Consider the following 21,274-nt stretch of genomic DNA (forward strand, 5'->3'; position numbering starts at 1 on the left):
CCTTAACCCCGTTTCCGCTGGATCACATTGATAGTCCAGATCAACACACCAATCAGGAAGAAGGCGCTCGGTGGTAACTTGAACATCTCGTTTGGCAAGTACCAGCCGCCATTTTCGATCGTGGTGAACACAGGGTGACCGAATAAATTACCCGTCCCTAACAGCTCGCGTACAAAGGCGACGCTTATCAAAATCAAGCCATAACCTGTCGCATTACCAAGCGCATCGACGACCGCTAAATGCGGTGGATACTTCATGGCGAAGGCTTCTGCGCGGCCCATGATGATACAGTTAGTGATAATTAACCCAACGAATACAGAAAGTTGCTTAGATAACTCATAGGCTACATCCTGCAGAACCATGTCGACGATAATCACCAAGGAGGCGATAACCGTCATCTGCGCGATAATCCGCACACTGGTCGGGATAAAGTTACGGATGGCAGAGATAATCAGGTTAGAAAACACCAACACAAAGGTCACTGCCAGTGTCATCACCACAGCGGTTTGCATTGAGTTACTGACCGCCAGTGCCGAACATACGCCCAGCACTTGCATTGCGACGGGGTTATTGGCAAACACTGGCCCCGTTAACATGTCACGCATGGATAAAGTGTTGCTCATTTTGCCTCTCCCAACTCACCTTGCAATTCACCCTGCGCTGCCGACGCTTTCAGCTGGTTGAAGAAGGTTTGAAAACCTTCAACGCCAAACCAAAACTCCATTGCGCGCTGCACGCCGCGGCCCGTCATGGTCGCGCCACTTACCGCATCCACACCGTGAAGATCGCCTTCTTTAACGCCACCCTTTACAAGACGTATCGCAAATTTGCCTTTTTCATCAAATAATTGCTTACCCTTCCACAACGATAACCAATGGGGATCGGTCACAAAGTCGCCGATACCAGGGGTTTCACCATGTTCGTACACGACTAGCCCTTTAATGGTGTTGAAATCGGGTTCAACCGCCACATAACCGTAGATCATCGACCACAGACCTTTACCGTAGAAAGGCACAACCACGCTGTCTAACTTGCCGTTGGCATCGAGCACTTTAAACACGCGGGCATCGTTCGCACGGGTTTTAATCTTGGCAATATCTTTTTTCGGCGCACTTGAAGTCTCAGGATTAATTGCCGCCATACGCTCATCGAAATCGAGGACGTTAGCGTCTGAGTCCACCTTGCCTGTGTCTAGGTTGATCAATAATGGCTTAACAGATTTAGCAAAAATCTCTCTAAACTCATTGCCCTGACCTAAGTTCACATCGGCGGCCATCAACACATAGCGCTGCACTTCGTCACGTTTTTTGGCGACTTTACGTTCTTTCAATATGCCTGCTGTGCCTGTGATCATAAAAGAGCACAGGAGGCAGAGCGTGATGGTGAAGATCATGGTCCCCACCACAGTATCTTTCTTAAATACCATGACGTTTTAATCTCCGTTTGATGTTGGCGCGGGCCACCAGATAATCGAACAGCGGCGCCCAAAGGTTGGCGAACAGAATGGCTAACATCACGCCCTCAGGCATTTTGGGGTTAGCAACACGGATAAGCACAGTCATAAAACCAATCAAAGCACCGTAGGCAAACTTGCCTTGACGAGTGTACGAAGTGGTCACAGGATCGGTGGCCATAAACATCATTGCTAGCGCAAAACCGCCAGTGACAAGATGCCAAGTCCACGGCATTGCCATCATTTGATTGCTGCTAGAACCGATGTAATTACACAGCGTTGCTGTCGCTATCATGCCCAGCAACACACCGAGCACAATGCGCCAATCCGCTAAGCGGCTGATCAGCAATAATGAACCGCCGATCAAAATCGCTAAGGTGCTGGTTTCGCCAATCGCGCCCACGGTAAAGCCAAAAAAGTTGTTCCACCAGTTAGGATCGCTAAAGGCGCTAAACCAAGAGTAATCGGCAAAACTCAACTTGCCCGCTGCAGTTTGTGCCAGCGCTGTTGCACCAGAGAAACCATCAACGGCAACGAGCTGTTTAATGGTTGAAACTTCAGATGGATAGGCGAAGTAGATAAAAGCCAAGCCCGCCAACGCAGGGTTAAGGAAGTTATATCCCATGCCGCCAAACAGCTCTTTAGCCACAACCACACCAAAGGAAATCCCCATGGCCACCAGCCACAACGGTGTCGATACTGGCAAGATTAAGGTAAACAGCAGGGCCGTCACGAAGAAGCCTTCGTGCAACTCTTGACCACGAACCCGCGCAAACACCACTTCCCAAAACAAACTGGTGAGTAGTGCTGTCAGGTAAATCGGCAGATAAAAACTAAGACCATAGAGGAATAAACCTAATATCCCAGTGTCTTGGCTAAGGCTGCCAAACAGGGTATTAAAGATTTCTAACTTCCAAATATCTGGGGTCGATAATCCTCCCGCGAGCGCAAGCTGTGCCTGTAGGCCAATGTTATATAGACCGAATAAAATGGCGGGCAGTAAACACAAACCGACTAGCGTCATGGTACGTTTCACGTCAATCGCGTCACGCACATGCACTTGGCCCTTAGTGCTACGACCGTTGGCAATGACGAGTGAGCGCAAAAAGCCCTTCATCGACTTACCCGTTGCGTAGTACTCTTGCTGTAAATCAGAGGCGTCCTGTAAATCAGGTTTTTTCACTTGTTTGGTCATTAACCTTCCCTCTCAATAACATCTAGACAGGCACGTAATTCTTTACCAAAGTCATATTTGCCGGGACATACGAAGGTACACAGCGCCAGATCTTCTTCATCTAACTCCAATGCACCTAAGGCCTGCGCCTCATCGGTATCACGCACCACTAAGTCTCGAACGAGTAAGGTGGGTAAAATATCCAGTGGCATCACGCGATCTAACTGACCAAAAGCCATCATGGCGCGAGCTGAACCGCCCTGATGAGTCGTAAACTCGAACAATTTAGTCGCCCCAAACAGACGTGATGTTACGGCACGAGTGATGGAGAATTTATCAGAACCACCACGCACCCAAGGGAGAACATGGTGCTGCGAATCTTCGCTCAACACTGACACTTGGTTGTGGAATCGGCCTAAAAAGTCATGTACGCCCGCCGCGGTATGGCCAGATAACACAGATCCCGATACCACGCGGTTATGGCCAGGTTTGATTTCATCACTCACTAAGGCACTTAGCTCAGCGCCCAATTGAGTGCGCAGTAAACGCGGGTTCAGCACGCTCGGGCCACCTAAGGCGACGATGCGGTCGGTATACAACTCACCGGTTTGGAATAACTTGCCGTAGGCAATCACATCTTGATAACCGATATGCCATACCTGACGCTCTAAACTCACTGGCAAAGTAAAGTGAATATGAGTGCCTACTAAACCCGCAGGATGAACACCATCAAAGCGGCGCACCTCAAGTTGTGGTAATGCTTCTTTAACAATCGCTTCGCCCTTATCCTGGCACAGGTAAACCTTGCCTTCGGTTAAACGGCTCAACACCAGCAAGCCAGCTTTAAAAGCCTCAGTTTGCTCGGCGATAATCAAACGGGGATCGGCGGCCAGTGGATTAGTATCAATTGCGGTAACAAAAATCCCTGCGGGCGTGCTATCGAGCGCAGGCACGCGCGAGAAAGGCCGAGTACGCAGTGCAGTCCATAGACCGCTTTTCACTAATTGCGCCTGAACGGTTGACCTTGCTAAAGCAGCGATGTCTTGATGGATATCGAAGGAAATCTGCCCATCGCGGTTTTCACCGTCATCACAACGAATGACGACTGATTGTAGAATTCGACGCTCGCCGCGGTTAATTGCTACGACTTGGCCACTAGCAGGTGCAGTGAACAAGACTCCAGGCGTTTTTTTGTCTTCAAATAGGGCTTGGCCCTTTTGAACAAAATCACCCTCTTCGACCAACATCGTCGGCTTAAGCCCAACGAACTCTTCTCCCAGAACAGCCACTTGGGATGGCTTAGCACCGAGTTCAATGACCTGTCGCGGCTCACCAACAATCGGCAAGTCGAGGCCTTTTTTGATCGTTACAATTTGGTTTGAAAAATCTGCCATCACAAATATCAACCATGAAAAATTTTTAGATAAATTTAGGGTAGAGATTTGTTAACGCAGATTCCGATATTGGCGTCACATTCCGCTGCAAATTCGTAAGTTAGATACGTAAATTTACGCAATTTTGTGACACAGATTCACATCCTTACTTACTGTAATCTGCAAATGTAGTTTTATAACAATTTATTCATAAATACGTCATTACTGATTTAGTAGTACCTAAGGTTTACAAAAATAAGCAAAAATCTCCATTTCAGTGCAGTAAAGCGCTAAAACCGTTAAAAGAGCAACTCAGCGAACAAACTTCAACCAATGGCATGCCTCAAAATGGGGCAGGATGGCTAAACTTGCTGGCTATTTTTAGCGCACTAACATTTCAACCTATGGTTTAACCTTTGCTTTACAGCAAAAGCTTGGTAGCCTCAAACTAAGAGAGTTTCCGTAGGAGAAATAGATGGAATACAGACGCATACCGCATTCTAATCTTGAGGTCAGTAAAATTTGTTTGGGCACTATGACTTGGGGCGAACAAAATACCCAAGCCGAAGCGTTTGCACAGCTGGACTACGCCATAGGCAATGGCATCAACTTTATCGATACGGCGGAAATGTATCCCGTACCACCTAAGCCGGAAACCCAAGGGGAAACCGAGCGTATCCTAGGGCAATATATTAAGGCCCGCGGTAACCGAGACGACTTAGTGATCGCCACTAAAATTGCCGCACCGGGGGGTAAAAGTGATTACATTCGCAAAAATATGGCGCTGGACTGGAACAACATCCACCAAGCGGTCGATGCGTCTTTAGCACGTCTCCAAATAGACACTATCGACCTTTATCAAATCCATTGGCCTGACCGTAATACCAATTTCTTTGGTGAACTGTTTTACGATCAACAAGAGCATGAGCATCAAACGCCGATCCTCGAGACCCTAGAAGCGCTCGCCGAAGTGATCCGCCAAGGTAAAGTGCGCTATATCGGTGTGTCGAACGAAACGCCTTGGGGCTTGATGAAGTACCTGCAACTCGCCGAAAAACATGGCTTGCCGCGTATTGTGAGTGTGCAAAATCCCTATAACTTGCTTAATCGCAGTTTCGAAGTCGGCATGAGCGAAATCAGTCACCGCGAAAACTTGCCATTACTGGCCTATTCGCCACTGGCCTTTGGCGCCTTGACGGGAAAATATTGCAACGACCAATGGCCTGAAGGCGCGCGCCTGACCTTGTTTAAGCGTTTCGCCCGCTATACAGGTTCGCAAATGGCTCTGGAGGCGACAAAAGCCTATGTCGATTTGGCCCGCGAGTTCAAACTCACGCCCGCACAAATGGCGTTAGCTTTTGTTAACTCACGTAAGTTTGTCGGCTCCAATATCATAGGCGCCACCGACTTATATCAACTGAAAGAAAACATCGACAGTTTAAAAGTCACCTTATCGCCAGAGCTATTAGTGCGATTAAACCAACTGTCCGATCAATTTAGATTACCTTGTCCTTAGCCCCTAGGCTTAGTCGGCGAGTTGTTTGAATGACTGACCAATAGCATCGGGTCAATATCCCTGATGCTATTGATTTAAAATAGCTTTATAGGCATAACTTTTTACCTTTATATCACCTCATCAATGCGCTCTCTCCTCCATTCAATCAAAAGCTACCTATTACCTAGTCTTGTTTATCTTATCCCTCCGGCTTAGCAAGAGGTCATCGTCTTCAGCTCCACGAGCTCACCAGCGCCAGACGATGCGAGAAGGCTGCAATACATGGTCTAGGTTACATTCGGATACAGAGTCCTTTTAAGAAGTGAAATATAGTGGCATCACAGTCACTAGACAGATGTCTTAAGGATAAAAAAATGAAAAAACTTTGCTTTGTAATCACAAGTGTTTTGATGTCAAGCCACGCTCTTGCTGAAAGCAATACCTACATTCGTAACGGTAATATCTATAGTCATCAAGATCAGTTCTTTGCTGGCGCAGGTGTTGCTACTGGTAGTCAGTTTTATAAGGGTCAAGATCACCAGACAGGTGCCTACCTCAATGGCGGCTACCACGGTGAAGACTTCAACGCCGATCTGTCCGGCATCAACTACCGCTTTTTAGGCACGAACGATAGTGCCGTTAATTTCAGTATCTTTGCCGTTGCCAATCCTGGCTTTGATGCCGATGATGCGGATATTTTAACGGGCATGAAGGATCGCAAGTTCAGTGGCGATCTGGGTTTAAACGCCGACATTCATTTAGGAAATGGCACGCTATCGACCAAATTCCAACACGATGTCACCAATATTTATGATGGTTTTCAGGCTGATATCACCTATTACCATCCAATAAATGTAGGCTTCGGTGATCTGGTGCCTTATGCGGGTGTGCACTACTTCAGTAAAGACTTCGCAAACTACTACACAGGTGTGACGTCATCTGAAGCTACAGCGCAGCGCCCTGCTTATCAAGCCGACGGCACCTTTGCCTATAAGCTAGGCTACGCTTTGGTTATTCCAGTCACTAAGCATTTAGATATTACTCAAGCCACAGGTTACTCGCACATAGGTGCCAACATGGCTGACTCTCCGCTAATAGACAGTAACAACCAGTGGGTTACTACCCTTGGCGTGAACTATAGCTTCTAAACAACCTGACGAGACAAGACCATGACACTTATCAGAAAAACGTTTTTATGTGCTGGATTAGCTCTGATGCTTTCAGCTTGTGCCACTTCCTACGATACCGAAAAGCAATTTTGGTCTTTCGGTAAAGGATTTGAAACCGCACAGATTGCACCCGATAGCTGGCAGATAAGCTTTGTTGGCAATACCAACACTGACCGCGCATTGGCCCGAAAGTACGTCATGCGTAAGTCAGCAGAGTTATGCAAACAAGCGGGTTATAACTACTTCACTTTTACTCACGAACAAACCGATCGTGATGCAATTGGCCAGTTTGGAGTAGGAGCGAGCGCGAGTAAGGATATCTTGTGGGGGAGTTCGACGATGAATCAAGAAACCTCTGTCATGGTCGAAGTCACAGGTTTACATAGCAAGCCAGAAAATGCGAGTTCCCGCATCTATGAAACAGATTACATACTTAACAATGTCAATGTGAAAAGTTAATTGCTCATCAAAAATGCACCAGTCTAGATTCTCGTTAGGTATCAAGGCTGGTGCGTTTTATTTATAAATCCCCCTGTTTTGCACCAATTCGTTAAGCACTCATTCGTATAGTAAGTTGAGTCATTCTGCCTCTGTCTCTAAATCAACACAGCAGATTAGATGACGCAGATTTAGCCGCATTGCTCGCTTCAGCTCATGTTAAAGAAACAGACAAAAACGACTCAAACCTCGCATTACACCAATCGTATTAAACCCCAACTTTAAACTTCAGCCTTGAATTTTAGTGACATGCGAGCCCCACCCAAGTCAGGAGCACGGCCAATACGTAATGGCGAACCCATCCAACAACCAATTCTATCGACAATCGCCAGACCCATGCCATGGCCGGAATTTCCGCGGCTATGCTGACCACGCACAAAAGGTTTAATCACTTGAGTAGATTCCTGTTCATCTATGCCAGGGCCATCATCGTCAACGTGTAACCACGCAATCCCATCTTCCGATGCCAACATCAGCCGGATATTGGCACGGCCAAAACGCTGCGCATTACTGAGCAAGTTATTCACCTGCATTGACAAGTACTTAGGATCTGTCTTGATGTTCAACGGTATTGGGCAGGTGATGAGTTCCACTGAAAACCCTGGGTATACTTGGCCTTGATACTTTTCCAGCAACCAAGTATTAAGCTCAATAGGTTGCCAATCAGGTTGGATATTCGCCTCATCGAGGCGGGCATAGCTGAGCAGTGTCATCACCAAGTCTTCCATTGTGTCCAGATCGCGGTTCAATCGTTGGAAATACTTCACCCTAAGTTGTTCGCTTTGGGTTTCTTCTAACGCCGCAATACCAAATCGCAGCCGCGCAATCGGAGTTTTTAAATCATGGGAAACTGCCCGACTAAGCAATTTATTGTCATCGATTAATTGCTGGATGCGATCTGCCATACGGTTGAATTCGCTTTCTATTGTGCCTATGTAGGACGCTTTACTGACCACAATTCGCTGCTGTAATTCTCCCATACCAAATGCTTGAGTCACCTTACTGAGATTAACCAGTTGGCGGATTAAAGGAGACACCCACACCAACAAAATCACCACCACACCGCCATAAAAAAGCATGGTATACAGCTTGTTCGCGTTAAAACTCACATCAGCGGGCGTCACTATCTGGGTATTGATATTCAGCACCTGACCCGTTTTAGGCAATAAATAGTGCAAAGAGATGCCATCATCGGACTCCAGCAGTAATGATTCCCCTGAATAAAACTCTGTTTTTAGGGCTGAGGGTAAGACAAAATCCGCTTCATTCACCAAAGACAATTGATCTGCATTTCGCTGATTCCAGTTGTCTATAAACGCATTATTTGGGGCGGGATCGTTATCTAACGTTTGCGCCAGTGAGCCGCCCAGCAGTTTTAATGCCGCGAGGTGAGTTGCTGGGCTAGGCGTTTCATTATCAGGATCAATAAGTGTTGCAAACTCACTTATCGACCAGCCTAGGCTGGCAATGGCCACCAGCACGACCAGCACCAGAGAAGTCATTAACTTCTTCATAAAGCTTGCTCGGCCTCATCGCGGCAAAACAAATATCCCTTGCCACGAATGGTTTTTACTTTATAGGGCTGACTCAACGCTTCCTGCAACTTCTTGCGTAAGCGCGATATGCGAATATCCACCGAGCGGTCTAGGCCATCGTATTCAATGCCCCGCAGTTGGGCCACCAATTCATTGCGACTCACTATCGTGCCCGCCTTCAATGCCAGCAGCCACAAGACATCAAACTCATTGGCATTCAAATCCAGCGGCTGTTTATCAATAGTGACTGATTTTGCCGTCGCATTTAACACTAAAGAATCAAACACTAATTGCTGCTTTTGCTCCTCATCACTCACTCGGCGTAACAAGGCCTTTATCCGCGCTAACAGCACCTGTGGTCGAATCGGCTTAGTGAGGTAATCATCAGCACCGGCATCTAACCCGCGGATTTCATCGCCGTCCTCAACGCAAGCCGTCATAAATAAAATGGGCCCAGTATAAAATGCCCTGGCCTCCTTACACACATCGAAGCCATTCTTAACGGGCATCATCACGTCGAGTAGCACTAAGTCAGGCATCTCATCGGCTATCATCTCTAAGGCAAAATCACCTTGGCTGGCCACTGTGACTCCGTAACCGTGATCCAGTAAATAATCACTGATCCACTCAGCCAGTGAGGTATCGTCCTCTACGACTAAGATATGCTTTGCAACTGACATATTAGAATAACCTCCAACCGGACTGACTCTGTTTAGGGGCCTTATAAACCCATGTCACGACCACTTTAACTTGCGCGAGCGGTTGCACATCATCATTACGGATAAGACTAAAAGTCGCCGTTTTATCCCCTTCAAAACTATATTGATATTCTTGCAACGCTTTGCCAGTCCAGCAGGTTAACTGGTGCTGACGGTCTGTCAGTATGAGGCAGTACTCGCCGCTCGCGGGTGTCTGCCATCGGAACAATACATCTTGATAGCAAGTTTGCCCTTTATGCAGTGCAATGCAGCGTTCTGGGGTCGCGGTAAAAATAACGGCATCATCCTGACTCCAAACCAAAAAAGACGCGCTCAGCATCACTACCGCTAACAATTGATAAAATCGATTCATGCCCTCCTCCTAAAACACATAGCTAAGAGAAGCATTAAAATACGATGTATAACTCGCTTGATTGAAGGGACTGTCGGTCACTTCTTGGGATAACACATTGAAGCGATACATGGCCCGAAAGACAAAATTTTCACTCAGCGGATAGGCAACCCCTAACTCCATGCCGTAACTGAAAGAGCTATCCGGCCGATACTCAGGAAAGCGTTCAGTGGCTTCTTCCTTACTGACACCAAAAAGATAGCGATTCAAGGTGGCAGATGAGTAACCTACGCTCCCCAATACGTGAAAATTCCAATTACGAACCTGCCAGGACTTACCCAATCTGGCAGAACTCTGAATACCTTGATCATCATAATAATCAGATACTAACCTATACTGAAAAACATAGTTATCGCCCCAATAACGCGTAGCACGAAAACCGGCACCAACATAGAGAGAATCTTCCGATAGTAGATAAGCATTGCGGCCAGCTTCATCCAGCGTACTGGGATCCACATCAGGACGGGACCAAGAACCTTGTAAGTTAGCCAATAGCAGTTCTAATGACCAATCCTCTGAGCTCCAAAGATTAAATCCCAAATTAATGCCATCTTGAGATTGATGGATCATCTCAACAAACAGCCCTTTGTACTGGTACATGCCACTGACTAACAGCGACAACTGTGCAGAACCAGAATCCGTTTGCCGAACATCGACTTGATTAATCCCGTAAACACTCATACCCAGCTCAAAATCACCGCCGTCTGCAAGGCGATTAGCTCCTCCAGTAACACTGCTCGCAATATCTGATGCAGCAGCAGTTCGAGGAAGAATGCTCAGCGTTAACACAAGAAGCCAAAGAATACGCATGCCCATTTAATTCACATTTTTAGTCGTTATTTAGCGCTACATATTACAACAGTTTGTTGCAAGTCACTGCACAACCAGTATCATTTTTACGGCAATTGTGTGTCGGATAACAAGATAGACCTATATCCCAAACAACTTGAATCCTGCATCTTCAAATTGTTTGGGGATACACACACCTCACATTGAGTTAAGACACAAATGAGGCTCAAGCTAAGATGAAGTGGCGCAGTTAAGTTAACCGCTGTCAGTCGTTGGCACACTGAATTATGGGCTAATACATTTAAACAACTCGCACCTTAAACTGCTGCATCGTTTCCCTCAATGAATTCGCCTGCTTAGACAGTGACTCACTGGCTTTCGCGGTTTCGTTAGCGCTGCTGAGTACCAACTCACCCGAATCACGAATCGCATTAATGCGCTCACTAATATCTTCGGCGGTCACGGCTTGCTCCTCACTGGCGGTCGCGACTTGAGTATTAGCCTGAGTCAGTTCAGTCAACGCATCTAAAATCTCAAATAAGTGCTGCTTGGCTTGATTAACGAGCAGTGATGACTCACTGATTTGCTTATCGTTATCGGCGAAGGATTCGACTGAGGATTTGGCGTCTTTCACAAGTGTTTGGATAAGATCGCTGATCTCCTGCGTGGCCGTTTGACTGCGCGTTGCCAATGCCCGCACTTCTTCGGCGACCACAGCAAACCCACGACCTTGATCTCCCGCCCGCGCCGCTTCAATTGATGCATTCAAAGCTAATAAGTTCGTCTGCCCAGCTATCGCATCGACCACAGAAACAAAGTTGAGGATTTTCCCCGTACTCGCCTGAACCTGTTGAATAAGTTGATTCGAATACTGGGCGCTGGCAACCAACTGCTTCGATATTTTTTCGCTCGCATCGACAACCTCACAACTTTCTTTCACTTTATGCTCAGCTTGTCCCGCTGAATACGAAGCGGTTTCTGCACTACTCGCCACTTCAGTGATCGTTGCTGCCATTTGGGTCATAGAGGCGGCGACTTGGTCTGTGTTATCCTGCTGCCTCAACATAGCCTCACGATTATTCTCGGCCACCGCATTAAGCTCAGTCACCATAGAGGCAATTTCTTCACTTCGAGCAATCACTTGGCCAACAGTTTTACTTAAGGTCCACGCCATTTGATTCATACTGACGGTAAGTTCGCCTAATTCATCCTTGGAATCGACACGTAACTCCTGGTTAAAGTTGCCCTTTTCCATCATGGCGGCAGAATTACGTAACCGATTGATAGATTTGACCATGTATTGACTGCAAGCGATGCCAATCAATAATCCTATGACTAAAGACACTATCGAAATAATCGTTAAGCCATAAATCGCCCTGAGTTCTTCTTCCTCAGTCACAGAAACCGCAGTTTGGGTCATTTGCTCTAAACGCTCAACGAATTGCCTCAGCTCAGTATTAAATTCGTTTTGCGCAATCTCTAAAGATTCAACCCGCTTAGCCAAGGCTGCAGGTTCTTCTTTTTGCTGTATTCCAGTAATCACAGTGGCAAGCAGGGCTTCATAATTACCAAAACGTTGAATAATAGTGCCAATCTCTTGATTTAACTGCTGAGTTTTTTCATGTAATTGCGGATTTTCAGCCTCTTTTAATGCCTCATTGAGCATAGACTGAGTCGAGAGTAACTCCTTGCTAATGTCTTCATTGTGCTTGATAACATCCGCAATAAAAGCCACTAAAATTTGCTGGCTCGATGCGGTTTCAATGTCCGCGGCACGAAACGCTTTTTCTAAAATGACAGAGCTTTCAAGCTGCTTAATGGTGACGTCAGTTGATAATCTCACTAACGGAAGATTCTCTTCTGCAATGGCTTGAATTTCCTCCGATACACGCTGCATCTTCAACAAACTAAATCCAGACAAAATCAAGATCAGCACTAACATCACCCCAACGAGGGCGATCATCTTATGTTTAATCCGTAAGTCTTTTAAAAGCTTCACCATAAAACTACTCTCCAGCAAACACTGACAACGAAGGACGTCCAATTTAGAATAGTCGGAGTTTTAACTTTAGGTGGATGAATTAAGCGTAAAGTATTAGCTGAATTTAAAAGAAAAACTTAAACATTAGAAAAATCGCATCATAGCTAAGCTCAATGATGCGTTAGAGTCTAAAACCGTTTAAGGCGTGCGAAATATCTATTAGGCAACAGTTTGAACAGACCTTAGTGAAATTAGGCATTCAATACCACTGTCCGATAACAACACCTCAACAAACCGCTAAGACTTGCATTCACATGGCAGATCACAGAAGATCCCATGGCCTTTTTCATTGCCCTTAGCCTCGCCCATGACTCAACCTGCATCACCTACGCCAAATACTGTGACTAACACAGCGACGAATACTGTTACCTCACATCCTTCGGCAAGTGCCTCTCCTGATGCCACAGCGGTTCTTTGTTCATTAGAAGCAGAGCAGCGCAATGCTAAAATTAGGTCACAATTCCCAGCGTTAAATCAAATGCTTGATGGTTATCCCCTATGTTATCTCGACACAGCAGCCACCAGCCAAAAGCCGCAAATGGTGTTAGATGCCATGGCGCAGTTTTACGCTAATGAAAATGCGAATGTACACCGTGCTGCACATCAGTTATCGGCGCGTTCGACCTTAAGCTATGAGAAAGTGCGCGATCAGTTGCAGCAATTTTTGAAGGCAAAACGCCGCGAAGAAATCATTTTTACCCACGGCACCACAGAATCAATCAACTTAGTCGCCTTTGGACTGACTGCCCAATTAAGCGCTGGCGATGTGATATTAATCGACGCCGCCGCTCACCACGCCAATATCGTGCCTTGGCAGGAACTGGCGAAACGCACAGGGGCAATCATTAAACCAATCCCGCTCTGTCAGGATTGCCGCTTAGATATTATCGCCTATAAAACCTTGCTCGAGTTAAAGCCTAAAATCGTCGCCCTATGTCATGTTTCCAACGCACTAGGTACAGTCAATCCCGTGGCTCAGCTAGTGCAGTTAGCTAAAAAACAAGGTGCTATCACCTTAGTTGATGGTGCGCAGGCAGTGGCGCATTTAACGCTGGATGTGACTGAAATCGATTGTGATTTTTACGTCTTCTCGGGGCATAAAATGTATGGTCCCACTGGTGTTGGTGTGCTTTACGGCCGTTTCGACGCTTTAGATAATCTCGCGCCACTATTAACTGGCGGCGAGATGATTAAACGCGTGAGTTTTGAGGCGACAGAATTTGGCAGCCTGCCGAATCGCTTAGAAGCGGGCACGCCGCCAATTGCCGAAGTCATAGGTTTGGGCGCGGCCATTACATTTTTACAAACCGAGCTCACACCGCAGATTCAAGCTTATGAAACTGAATTAATTAACTATTTACAAAGCCAATTGCGCGCGCTCGGTGAAATGCATTTATACGGCGCTTTTGATGACAATATCGGCGTCGTCGCCTTTAATCTTGCCGATGAACATCATCAAGATGTGGGCATTTTGCTGGACCAACAAGGGATTGCCGTACGCTGCGGCCATCACTGCGCCATGCCATTAATGCAGAGTCTGAATCTTAAGGGCTGTTGCCGCGCCTCTATCGGTATCTACACCAATAAAGACGACATCGACCGCTTTATTGCTGCGTTGGCCTCGGTAAAAGACTTGCTGCTGTGATCCAGTATTTAACGACTGAACCACGCGACTCATGCGCTCAAGACAAGTTACGCTCAAATAAGTGAGACAGGATTTAGCCCTATGACAGATTCGACTATGCCTATGCCAAGCGAGGCCGATTTTCACTATTCAGTGCAAGATGCCGAGACCTTGCTGGCAAGTTTTACCAAGGCACCTAACTGGCAGGAAAGATATCGCCAAATTATTTTGCTAGGGAAAGACTTACCGAGTTTAAGCCCAGAACTTCGCGTCGAAGCCGCTCAAGTAAAAGGCTGTGAAAGTGATGCGTGGATTTATCACCTCGAACAGGCTGGCAAACACTATTATTTAGCCGATAGCGATGCCCGCATCGTTAAGGGATTGATCGGCTTATTGCTTGGCGCCTGCCATGGCAAAAGTCGCGCGGAGATCCAAGCATTTGATCCTACAGCTTACTTCAAACAATTGGGCCTAGAAGGTCAGCTCAGCCCATCACGCACCAACGGCCTTAATTCACTCGCAAAAGCCATGCTTGAAGCCACTCTATAGCTTCACGATAGCCACAGGCCAAGGGTTTTCATTTACTGCTACAAGCGATAATTGAAACCGCTTGGCAATAACAAATCATCACAACTCCAGCTCGGGGATAAAGGCCAAAAAAGGGATTTAATCAAAGACTTCTACGCCCTAAAAAGGTATAAAGAAGTTACATTTGCGTTATTGATAGGAACCGAGCATGCCCATCAAGGCAGTCAATCACCACCGTCGTACTCTTCTTAAAGGTCTTGGCGCAGCAACACTATTAAGTCCACTCGCCAGTATGCCAAGCTTTGCCGCCAAACCAAGGCGGATATATGTCGATGGTTTATCCTTCCTTCCCGATGACTTAAGTGATGTAACAGCCTCTAAACTCGATGCTTATATATGCGATATTTCGGCGATTGAGACCATAGAACAAGCCGATGGCACTCAAAACTACAAACGCACTTATAAAGCCTGCATGGAAAGCATTAAGCAGGCCGCTAAACGGGTGAGCGATCATCCAGATATTTTACTGCAAGGCCTGAGGGGGCGCGATATTCAACGTGCCCGCGATAGCCAACGCACTGCGGTATTCTTTCAAATCCAAGGCGCAGATTGTGTCGAAGAAGACAGTGAAGCTAATCAGTGGGCACAGGTGGATGAATTCCATCAACAAGGGCTGCGCGTATTACAGCTCACCCACCACTATGGCAACACCTTCGCCGGCGGCGCCTTAGACAGTGATGCCAATGGCGGACTCAACAAGCCGCTCACCGCCCATGGACGCGAACTTATCGCCAAACTCAATCATGCCAATATCTTGGTCGATGTGAGTCACTCCAGCGCCCAAACCGCTTTAGATGTCGCTAAGATCACGAAGTCTCCCATAGTGCAGAGTCACGGTGCAGCGCGCGGTATAGTAAACCATGCCCGTTGTTCCCCCGATGAAGTGATCCGCGCCATCGGCGATAGCGGCGGCGTATTCGGCGTATTTATGATGAGTTTCTGGCTTACCAATAATGCCGTGCCCACGATTGATGATTATATTCGCCAACTGGAATACGTTATGCGTGTTGGTGGAGTGGACTGCGTGGCAATCGCTAATGACTTCCCGCTCCGTGGCCAAGAAAACCTACTGGCACTGGGTAATGACAACGCCAAAGGCATTAAAGAATATCAAGAATGGTGGTACAGCCTGAGGGCGAAAGGCGTGCTAGGTTTTGATGCAGAGCCCAGACACGTAGTGATCCCCGAGCTGAATCATATCGATCGCATGAGCCGTATCGACGATGCCTTAGCCAAGGCGCGCTTTAAATCTACTGATCGCGACCGTTTTATGGGTGGTAACTGGCAAAGAGTGCTCAACAAAGTGCTACTGTAAATGCCATTGTTTTATCGCCCTATTTGATTTACGTTGTCGAAAAATTTACTGGCTTATCAGCTTGTTTCAGTCTTGGATATTCTATGCTGACCACACTTGCTATTTTCAATTATCGCTCTCTGCGTGAAATCGTCTTACCCCTAGGGCAACTCAATTTGATCACTGGGGCGAATGGCAGTGGTAAATCGAATCTATACAAGGCACTACGTTTACTCGCACAAACGGCGCAAGGCGGCGTTGTCAATGCTTTAGCCCAAGAAGGCGGACTCGACTCCAGCTTTTGGGCGGGACCAGAAAACCCCACCAAAAGTATGCTAGCGGGCGACACCGCCATTGAAGCCACCGTCAGGCAAGCGCCAAAACGCTTAAAGCTCGGCTTTGCTGGCGAGGACTTTAGCTATCTTATTGAACTCGGTTTACCTAAACCCGACGCCACCACGCTGTTTGGCTTAGATCCACAAATCAAGCGCGAAGCCATTTGGAACGGACCTAAGTATCGACCCTCAACTGTATTGGTTGAGCGCCGTGGTCCTATGGTAAAGAGTCGCAGTGCTGACGGACAAGGCTGGATAACCTTAGGCGCACACCTGCAAAGCGGCGATAGTATTTTTACCGAACTTGCCGATCCAGAGCGCAGCCCTGAAGTGCTAAAACTTCGCGATAGTATCCGCGCATGGCGCTTTTACGATCACTTCAGAACCGATGCAGAAGCGCCAGCCCGTCGTCCACAATTAGGTACAGCCACGCCAGTATTGCACCACGATGGGCGCGACCTTGCATCAGCAATTCAAACCATTTTTGAGATAGGTGATAAAACGGCTTTTGACCATGCGGTCAGCGATGCGTTTCCCGGTGCTGAGGTTCGCATTGAACCTCAAGAGGGCGGCATTTTAGTGCTCGCATTTCATCAGCATGGTTTATTAAGGCCACTCAATGCCAGTGAATTGTCGGATGGCACCCTGCGCTATTTGCTGTTAATCGCCGCCCTACTCACCCCAAGACCGCCAGAGCTTATGGTGTTAAATGAGCCAGAAACTAGCCTACATCCCGACTTATTACCTGCGCTTGCACGCTTAATCGCTAAGGTATCGGAAGAGTGCCAGTTGTGGGTGGTTTCCCATGCTAATCGGCTTATTAATGCCTTAAGCCAATTTGAACACTGCAATACCTTGGCCTTAGACAAAACCTTAGGCCAAACGCAGATCCAAGGCCAAGACTTACTCAATACACCCAGTTGGCTATGGCAGAATCGTTAACCTGTAGCCTTAGCCTTAATCAATCGTAAAATACCGCAAGCCATAGGGTTTCTGAACTTATAGAAGTCGAAGCGACTCGATGTTTTTGATGGGGCGGAATCGTTAAGTAATCACCAGGAGTTAGCGTAACGGGTTCACCTTGTTCAAATTCAAGCGTCGCCTCACCTTTGAGCAGCATCACCCATTCATGTTGAGTTTGATCGTACCATTGAGCTTCGGGTAGATACCCAAACCACCTGAAGATGCAGGATTCAGCGGGAATTTAACGCACTTTAGGCAAGGCGGCTATTTGCAGACCTAGTGGACTAAGTTAAAAATAGCCAACACGGCATAGAGTGCGTTAAAACCCGCCGGGACGGAGCGCTTAGGGCACTCCACTTCCGTGTTGCATCAATTCAGAAGGTGGCCGACATTCTGTCATTGATGCGCCTTGAATTGAAGCACCCTAAGCGCTCTGAAACTCGTATCTTCAGGTAGCTTGGGTATATTGCCCATTGGAAACGATGCGCTCAATAGTCACAGTGTTATTGCCCGCCAGTTTTTCAAAAGTTTCCGCCGATAAATCTGTGGGTAATTTTGCAAAAAAGTTATCAAGCATTTTGTCTTTATTCCTCTGCTTTTATTAATGTGCCACTCTGATTAAACGGTATTTGGAGCAATCAAGCATTGAGAAACGAATCCATAAACCGCTATGATATGCGCACAGAAATACTCAGTTACCATGAGTATCCCTCAGATAAGCTTATTGTTTTACATATGGATATGGAGATTTCCCCCAATGTCGTTGTTTCGCGCACTCAAAGCCAAGTTATTTCCCTCAAACCAAATTAGCCGCGTTCCAAAAGACATTCATCTTCAAACTGAATCACAAACACTCAGCCAAGAACAAGATTTAACGCAGGAGCCGTCAGTCGCTGCGCCGCTATTCCAGCGTCATTTCAGCTTAAAAATTCATGCGACAAAGGCAGACGCAGCTTCTTGCGAAGAAAATGCCGACCACGGCTTAACTCTCTATCACTACGATACGCCCCAAGTCATAGAACTCTTAGGCTGGGAAAACGCCAATGAATGCTGCGACTTCCACCATACCGAATTCGACCGCCTCGAAATCAGCAATCAATTCCCTTTCCCCGAGCAGCACTTTTGGCTCGACAAGGTAAAAGTGTGCAGTATCACCCCCAAAAAGAACTGCCAAATAAAGGCGTTGTGGCAAGTTGAGCTTAACAATCTCGATGCATTATTGATAAGCCACTTTACCCTAGATGCAGACAATATAGTGCAAGGCGATATTCAAGATTACGCCAGCCTAACAGGCCAACTGCACCGCACTTTTCACCAACTCAATACTGAAGATGGTGCGGGTATACTTAGAATCATCACCCAAAGCCCAGGGCTTACCCAAGCCGTCGATTCAAACTATTTTGGCGAACGTAATGGCGTGACCCGCCAATTCAATGCCCTAGGTACCCTGTTATTTGAAGGCAACTTTATTAATGATCAGCAACTTGGAACACAAACGTGGTATGACCATGATGGCAAGATCAACCAAATAGAAGATCGCCATCCCCAAGGTCAATTTATTCAATACTTTTATGGCAATGGTCAGCTTAAAGAAACCGCCGAACAAGATGGCAATGGCTATTATATCAATACGTTAACTCGCTACTATGAATCTGGACAAATACAGCTGATCCGGCCCTTAGTGCAAGATGTTATCCACGGAATTGAAAAACAATATTACCCTGATGGTTCACTAGAAGCTGAAAGATATTACAACCAAGGCTATGAATATGAAGCCGTTTGGTATCATCCCAATGGAGCGATTAAACAAAAAGTGTTTAACGATGTGACGGGCAAAGTCATTGAAGAGTTTTACGACTCAGGTAAGCCTGCATGGCGTGAACCCTTCAATACCGAAGGCCAATTACATGGCGAACATGTAAAATGGCATCCCAATGGTCAACTTGAAGAAAAAATCTATTTTGAGGATGGCAAAGAACAAGGCATGGCCCTTTGGTATCATGACAATGGTCAACTCGCCCTTGAGATCTATCTTGAAAAGGGATTCAGGGAAGGTCTGTTTAAAAGCTATTATAAAAGTGGCGTGCTTTCGGCCGAAGGCCAATATAAAAATAACCTCTCGGTAGCCCCTTTTATTGAATACCACGAAAACCAGCAAATTCAGATGTACTTACCGCACACACAGGGCAACCGTGATGGCACTGCTCGCTGGTTTTATGAAGATGGCACGATACGTACAATTTCTGAATATGAAGTTCGTGATGGCCAAGGCTACCTCAAAGAGTCCAGCTTTTATAATAACAAAGGGATCCTCGAATCCTATCAGAGTCACTCGAATACCCGCTGCGGCTATAATCTTGATAATAATCAAAGGGAATACTATCAAGAAGGTATCGCCGATACTCGCATCGAATACTATGAAGATGGCGCCATTCGCTGGTTACTCACCCGTACGCAAGGGGATTTATTTAGCTCTAAATCCTTATCCCCTCAAGGTTTAATTTTAGAAACTGGCACAATCCAAATTACTAATGGTCGTTACCTCGATATCGGCCATTGGCAACGTTTTACGCCCCAAGGAAAAGTGTACCGCGAAGCCTGGCTAGATGAACAAGGCCAACTGATAGAAAGCCGTCACTACTTTGATTTTCATGAAAATATAGCAACTCAGGAAGATGAAGAACCTGAATGGGATAGCCCAGAAAATCCTAGTTATGACTATGATGAAGACGATGCTGATGGGCAAAGTAACGGACCAAATAACCGTACGGATGACAGCGAACATCATGCTAGCAATAGTAGAAATAACGCATATTTATCTCGTCAGAAGTATCACGCACCCAATGGCAATACCGCGACAAAACAGCGAGAAGATAAAACAATAGCAGATGTCGCCACTCACACCGAAGAACCCATATTGGCTTATCACTTAAAATTTGATGATGAAAGCAAGCTTTATGCAATGAAACGCTATCATCCCAATCGCCAGATTGCAGAAGAAGGTAATTTACAAATTCAAGGACAGGAGCAATTCTGGGTCGGCATCCACAATCAATACGATGAGCAAGGCAAACTCAAGCTTTCCGAAACCTATACTATGGCGGGCGAACCGATAGAGCACTCCACTAGCACAAGTAGGATAGTGTTAAATTAATCAAGCAGATTTGAATCACACTCGATAGCGAGGATAGGTAAGCCCAGATAAAACTTGGCTTACCTTACTCACATTAACCGTCAGCTTGCGATAACAATTCCAAGCTTGATAGCACTAAATGAATCTAAGTCGCAGTACTAAGACTAAAGTGCAAAAGTGGCAATAGTCTTTTGAATACCCACGACATCCGTGCCACGCTTGAGTTCTTTGACTAAAGGTTCACTCTGGCCTGAGATCCAAATTTTAAGCTCTGCATCCATATCAAAATGCCCTGTCGTTTCCACTTCAAAATGGGTAATAGATTTATAAGGTATTGAATGGTAAGTAACCTTCTTGCCTGTAAGTCCCTGCTTATCAATTAAGATCAGGCGTTTATTGGTGAAAATAAACAAATCACGGATCACTTTGTAGGCGAGTTTTAATTCTTCTTGAATGCCCATGATAGGCCTTAATTCCTCGGCTAATTCCTGTAAATCAACCTCAGCAGCATTACCGAGTAAACCGTCTAACAATCCCATTTTAACATCCCTTATTATTGATATTATTTTCAATAAGATATCTGCTCATTACCGCATGTGCAATATAGGGCTTTGATGAAAATATGAGAGTGACGCTGGTGAGAGCAACATCAATGAGAGGTAGGCTGGTGTAGGTGCGTGGATGTAGCTGAATAGGTGCT

At 46.4% G+C, this 21,274-nt stretch carries 20 protein-coding genes; 8 read left to right on the plus strand and 12 right to left on the minus strand.

Annotated elements, in window-relative coordinates:
- Nucleotides 1-2: 2 nt before the first annotated feature.
- The 4 genes from L5M29_RS09370 to L5M29_RS09385 are packed head-to-tail and all read right to left on the minus strand — an operon-like array spanning nt 3 to nt 4,021.
- Nucleotides 3-623, minus strand: a complete 621-nt coding sequence (locus tag L5M29_RS09370) for an NADH:ubiquinone reductase (Na(+)-transporting) subunit D (RefSeq protein ID WP_028761892.1) — start codon at nt 621-623, stop codon at nt 3-5.
- Nucleotides 620-1,426 carry a Na(+)-translocating NADH-quinone reductase subunit C gene (locus tag L5M29_RS09375; RefSeq protein ID WP_131523704.1) on the minus strand — a complete coding sequence of 269 codons (807 nt, stop codon included), beginning with the start codon at nt 1,424-1,426 and terminating at the stop codon, nt 620-622. The genes L5M29_RS09370 and L5M29_RS09375 overlap by 4 nt, the downstream gene beginning before the upstream one ends.
- Nucleotides 1,416-2,648 carry an NADH:ubiquinone reductase (Na(+)-transporting) subunit B gene (locus tag L5M29_RS09380; RefSeq protein WP_028759366.1) on the minus strand — a complete coding sequence of 411 codons (1,233 nt, stop codon included), beginning with the start codon at nt 2,646-2,648 and terminating at the stop codon, nt 1,416-1,418. Before L5M29_RS09380 ends, L5M29_RS09375 begins: the two co-directional genes overlap by 11 nt.
- Nucleotides 2,648-4,021 carry a Na(+)-translocating NADH-quinone reductase subunit A gene (locus L5M29_RS09385; protein WP_263167506.1) on the minus strand — a complete coding sequence of 458 codons (1,374 nt, stop codon included), beginning with the start codon at nt 4,019-4,021 and terminating at the stop codon, nt 2,648-2,650. Before L5M29_RS09385 ends, L5M29_RS09380 begins: the two co-directional genes overlap by 1 nt.
- A 454-nt stretch (nt 4,022-4,475) precedes the next feature.
- On the opposite strand from L5M29_RS09385, the gene L5M29_RS09390 reads away from it, so the two are divergent.
- The 3 genes from L5M29_RS09390 (at nt 4,476) to L5M29_RS09400 (ending at nt 7,123) form a co-directional block, all read left to right on the plus strand.
- On the plus strand, nt 4,476-5,516 hold the full coding sequence (locus tag L5M29_RS09390) for an NADP(H)-dependent aldo-keto reductase (RefSeq protein ID WP_105250120.1): 1,041 nt from the start codon (nt 4,476-4,478) through the stop codon (nt 5,514-5,516).
- 353 nt (nt 5,517-5,869) lie between these two features.
- The gene (gene ompV, locus L5M29_RS09395) at nt 5,870-6,643 is read left to right on the plus strand and encodes an outer membrane protein OmpV (protein WP_168824821.1); all 774 of its coding nucleotides are present in this window, start codon (nt 5,870-5,872) and stop codon (nt 6,641-6,643) included.
- 21 nt (nt 6,644-6,664) lie between these two features.
- Nucleotides 6,665-7,123, plus strand: a complete 459-nt coding sequence (locus L5M29_RS09400; RefSeq protein WP_028761861.1) for a CC0125/CC1285 family lipoprotein — start codon at nt 6,665-6,667, stop codon at nt 7,121-7,123.
- Between the two features lie 260 nt (nt 7,124-7,383).
- Here L5M29_RS09400 and L5M29_RS09405 read toward each other — a convergent pair whose 3' ends face one another.
- From L5M29_RS09405 to L5M29_RS09425, 5 genes are all read right to left on the minus strand, one after another.
- Nucleotides 7,384-8,676: an ATP-binding protein gene (locus L5M29_RS09405; protein ID WP_263167509.1), complete on the minus strand. Its 1,293-nt coding sequence runs from the start codon at nt 8,674-8,676 to the stop codon at nt 7,384-7,386.
- Nucleotides 8,673-9,377 carry a response regulator transcription factor gene (locus tag L5M29_RS09410; RefSeq protein WP_105250123.1) on the minus strand — a complete coding sequence of 235 codons (705 nt, stop codon included), beginning with the start codon at nt 9,375-9,377 and terminating at the stop codon, nt 8,673-8,675. The genes L5M29_RS09405 and L5M29_RS09410 overlap by 4 nt, the downstream gene beginning before the upstream one ends.
- 1 nt (nt 9,378) lies before the next feature.
- On the minus strand, nt 9,379-9,768 hold the full coding sequence (locus L5M29_RS09415; RefSeq protein WP_263167555.1) for a DUF3019 domain-containing protein: 390 nt from the start codon (nt 9,766-9,768) through the stop codon (nt 9,379-9,381).
- A gap of 9 nt (nt 9,769-9,777) precedes the next feature.
- Entirely contained in the window at nt 9,778-10,617 is an 840-nt protein-coding gene (locus L5M29_RS09420; protein ID WP_317633247.1) for a MipA/OmpV family protein, read from the minus strand.
- A 280-nt stretch (nt 10,618-10,897) separates the two neighbouring features.
- Nucleotides 10,898-12,598: a methyl-accepting chemotaxis protein gene (locus L5M29_RS09425; protein WP_263167559.1), complete on the minus strand. Its 1,701-nt coding sequence runs from the start codon at nt 12,596-12,598 to the stop codon at nt 10,898-10,900.
- Nucleotides 12,599-12,944: 346 nt separating this feature from the next.
- On the opposite strand from L5M29_RS09425, the gene L5M29_RS09430 reads away from it, so the two are divergent.
- The 4 genes from L5M29_RS09430 (at nt 12,945) to L5M29_RS09445 (ending at nt 17,420) form a co-directional block, all read left to right on the plus strand.
- On the plus strand, nt 12,945-14,282 hold the full coding sequence (locus L5M29_RS09430; RefSeq protein WP_263167561.1) for an aminotransferase class V-fold PLP-dependent enzyme: 1,338 nt from the start codon (nt 12,945-12,947) through the stop codon (nt 14,280-14,282).
- Nucleotides 14,283-14,363: 81 nt separating this feature from the next.
- On the plus strand, nt 14,364-14,810 hold the full coding sequence (locus L5M29_RS09435; RefSeq protein WP_263167562.1) for a SufE family protein: 447 nt from the start codon (nt 14,364-14,366) through the stop codon (nt 14,808-14,810).
- A 187-nt stretch (nt 14,811-14,997) separates the two neighbouring features.
- Entirely contained in the window at nt 14,998-16,164 is a 1,167-nt protein-coding gene (locus L5M29_RS09440; RefSeq protein ID WP_263167563.1) for a dipeptidase, read from the plus strand.
- Between the two features lie 83 nt (nt 16,165-16,247).
- Nucleotides 16,248-17,420, plus strand: a complete 1,173-nt coding sequence (locus L5M29_RS09445) for an AAA family ATPase (protein WP_173497297.1) — start codon at nt 16,248-16,250, stop codon at nt 17,418-17,420.
- A gap of 19 nt (nt 17,421-17,439) precedes the next feature.
- Here the strand turns inward: L5M29_RS09445 and L5M29_RS09450 are convergent, their stop codons facing one another.
- Nucleotides 17,440-17,682, minus strand: a complete 243-nt coding sequence (locus L5M29_RS09450) for a cupin domain-containing protein (protein WP_306685425.1) — start codon at nt 17,680-17,682, stop codon at nt 17,440-17,442.
- 207 nt (nt 17,683-17,889) lie between these two features.
- Nucleotides 17,890-18,018, minus strand: coding sequence for a cupin (locus L5M29_RS09455; RefSeq protein ID WP_173246664.1), 129 nt, complete (start codon nt 18,016-18,018; stop codon nt 17,890-17,892).
- 180 nt (nt 18,019-18,198) lie between these two features.
- Here L5M29_RS09455 and L5M29_RS09460 point away from each other — a divergent pair, with 180 nt between their 5' ends.
- Complete coding sequence (locus L5M29_RS09460; RefSeq protein WP_263167564.1) at nt 18,199-20,595, plus strand: toxin-antitoxin system YwqK family antitoxin; 2,397 nt, start codon at nt 18,199-18,201, stop codon at nt 20,593-20,595.
- Between the two features lie 143 nt (nt 20,596-20,738).
- On the opposite strand, the gene L5M29_RS09465 is transcribed toward L5M29_RS09460, so the two are convergent.
- Nucleotides 20,739-21,113, minus strand: coding sequence for a PH domain-containing protein (locus tag L5M29_RS09465; protein WP_105250128.1), 375 nt, complete (start codon nt 21,111-21,113; stop codon nt 20,739-20,741).
- Between the last annotated feature and the right edge of the window lie 161 nt (nt 21,114-21,274).

This window comes from Shewanella sp. SM95 (genome assembly GCF_025653595.1).
Lineage (GTDB): Bacteria > Pseudomonadota > Gammaproteobacteria > Enterobacterales > Shewanellaceae > Shewanella > Shewanella oncorhynchi.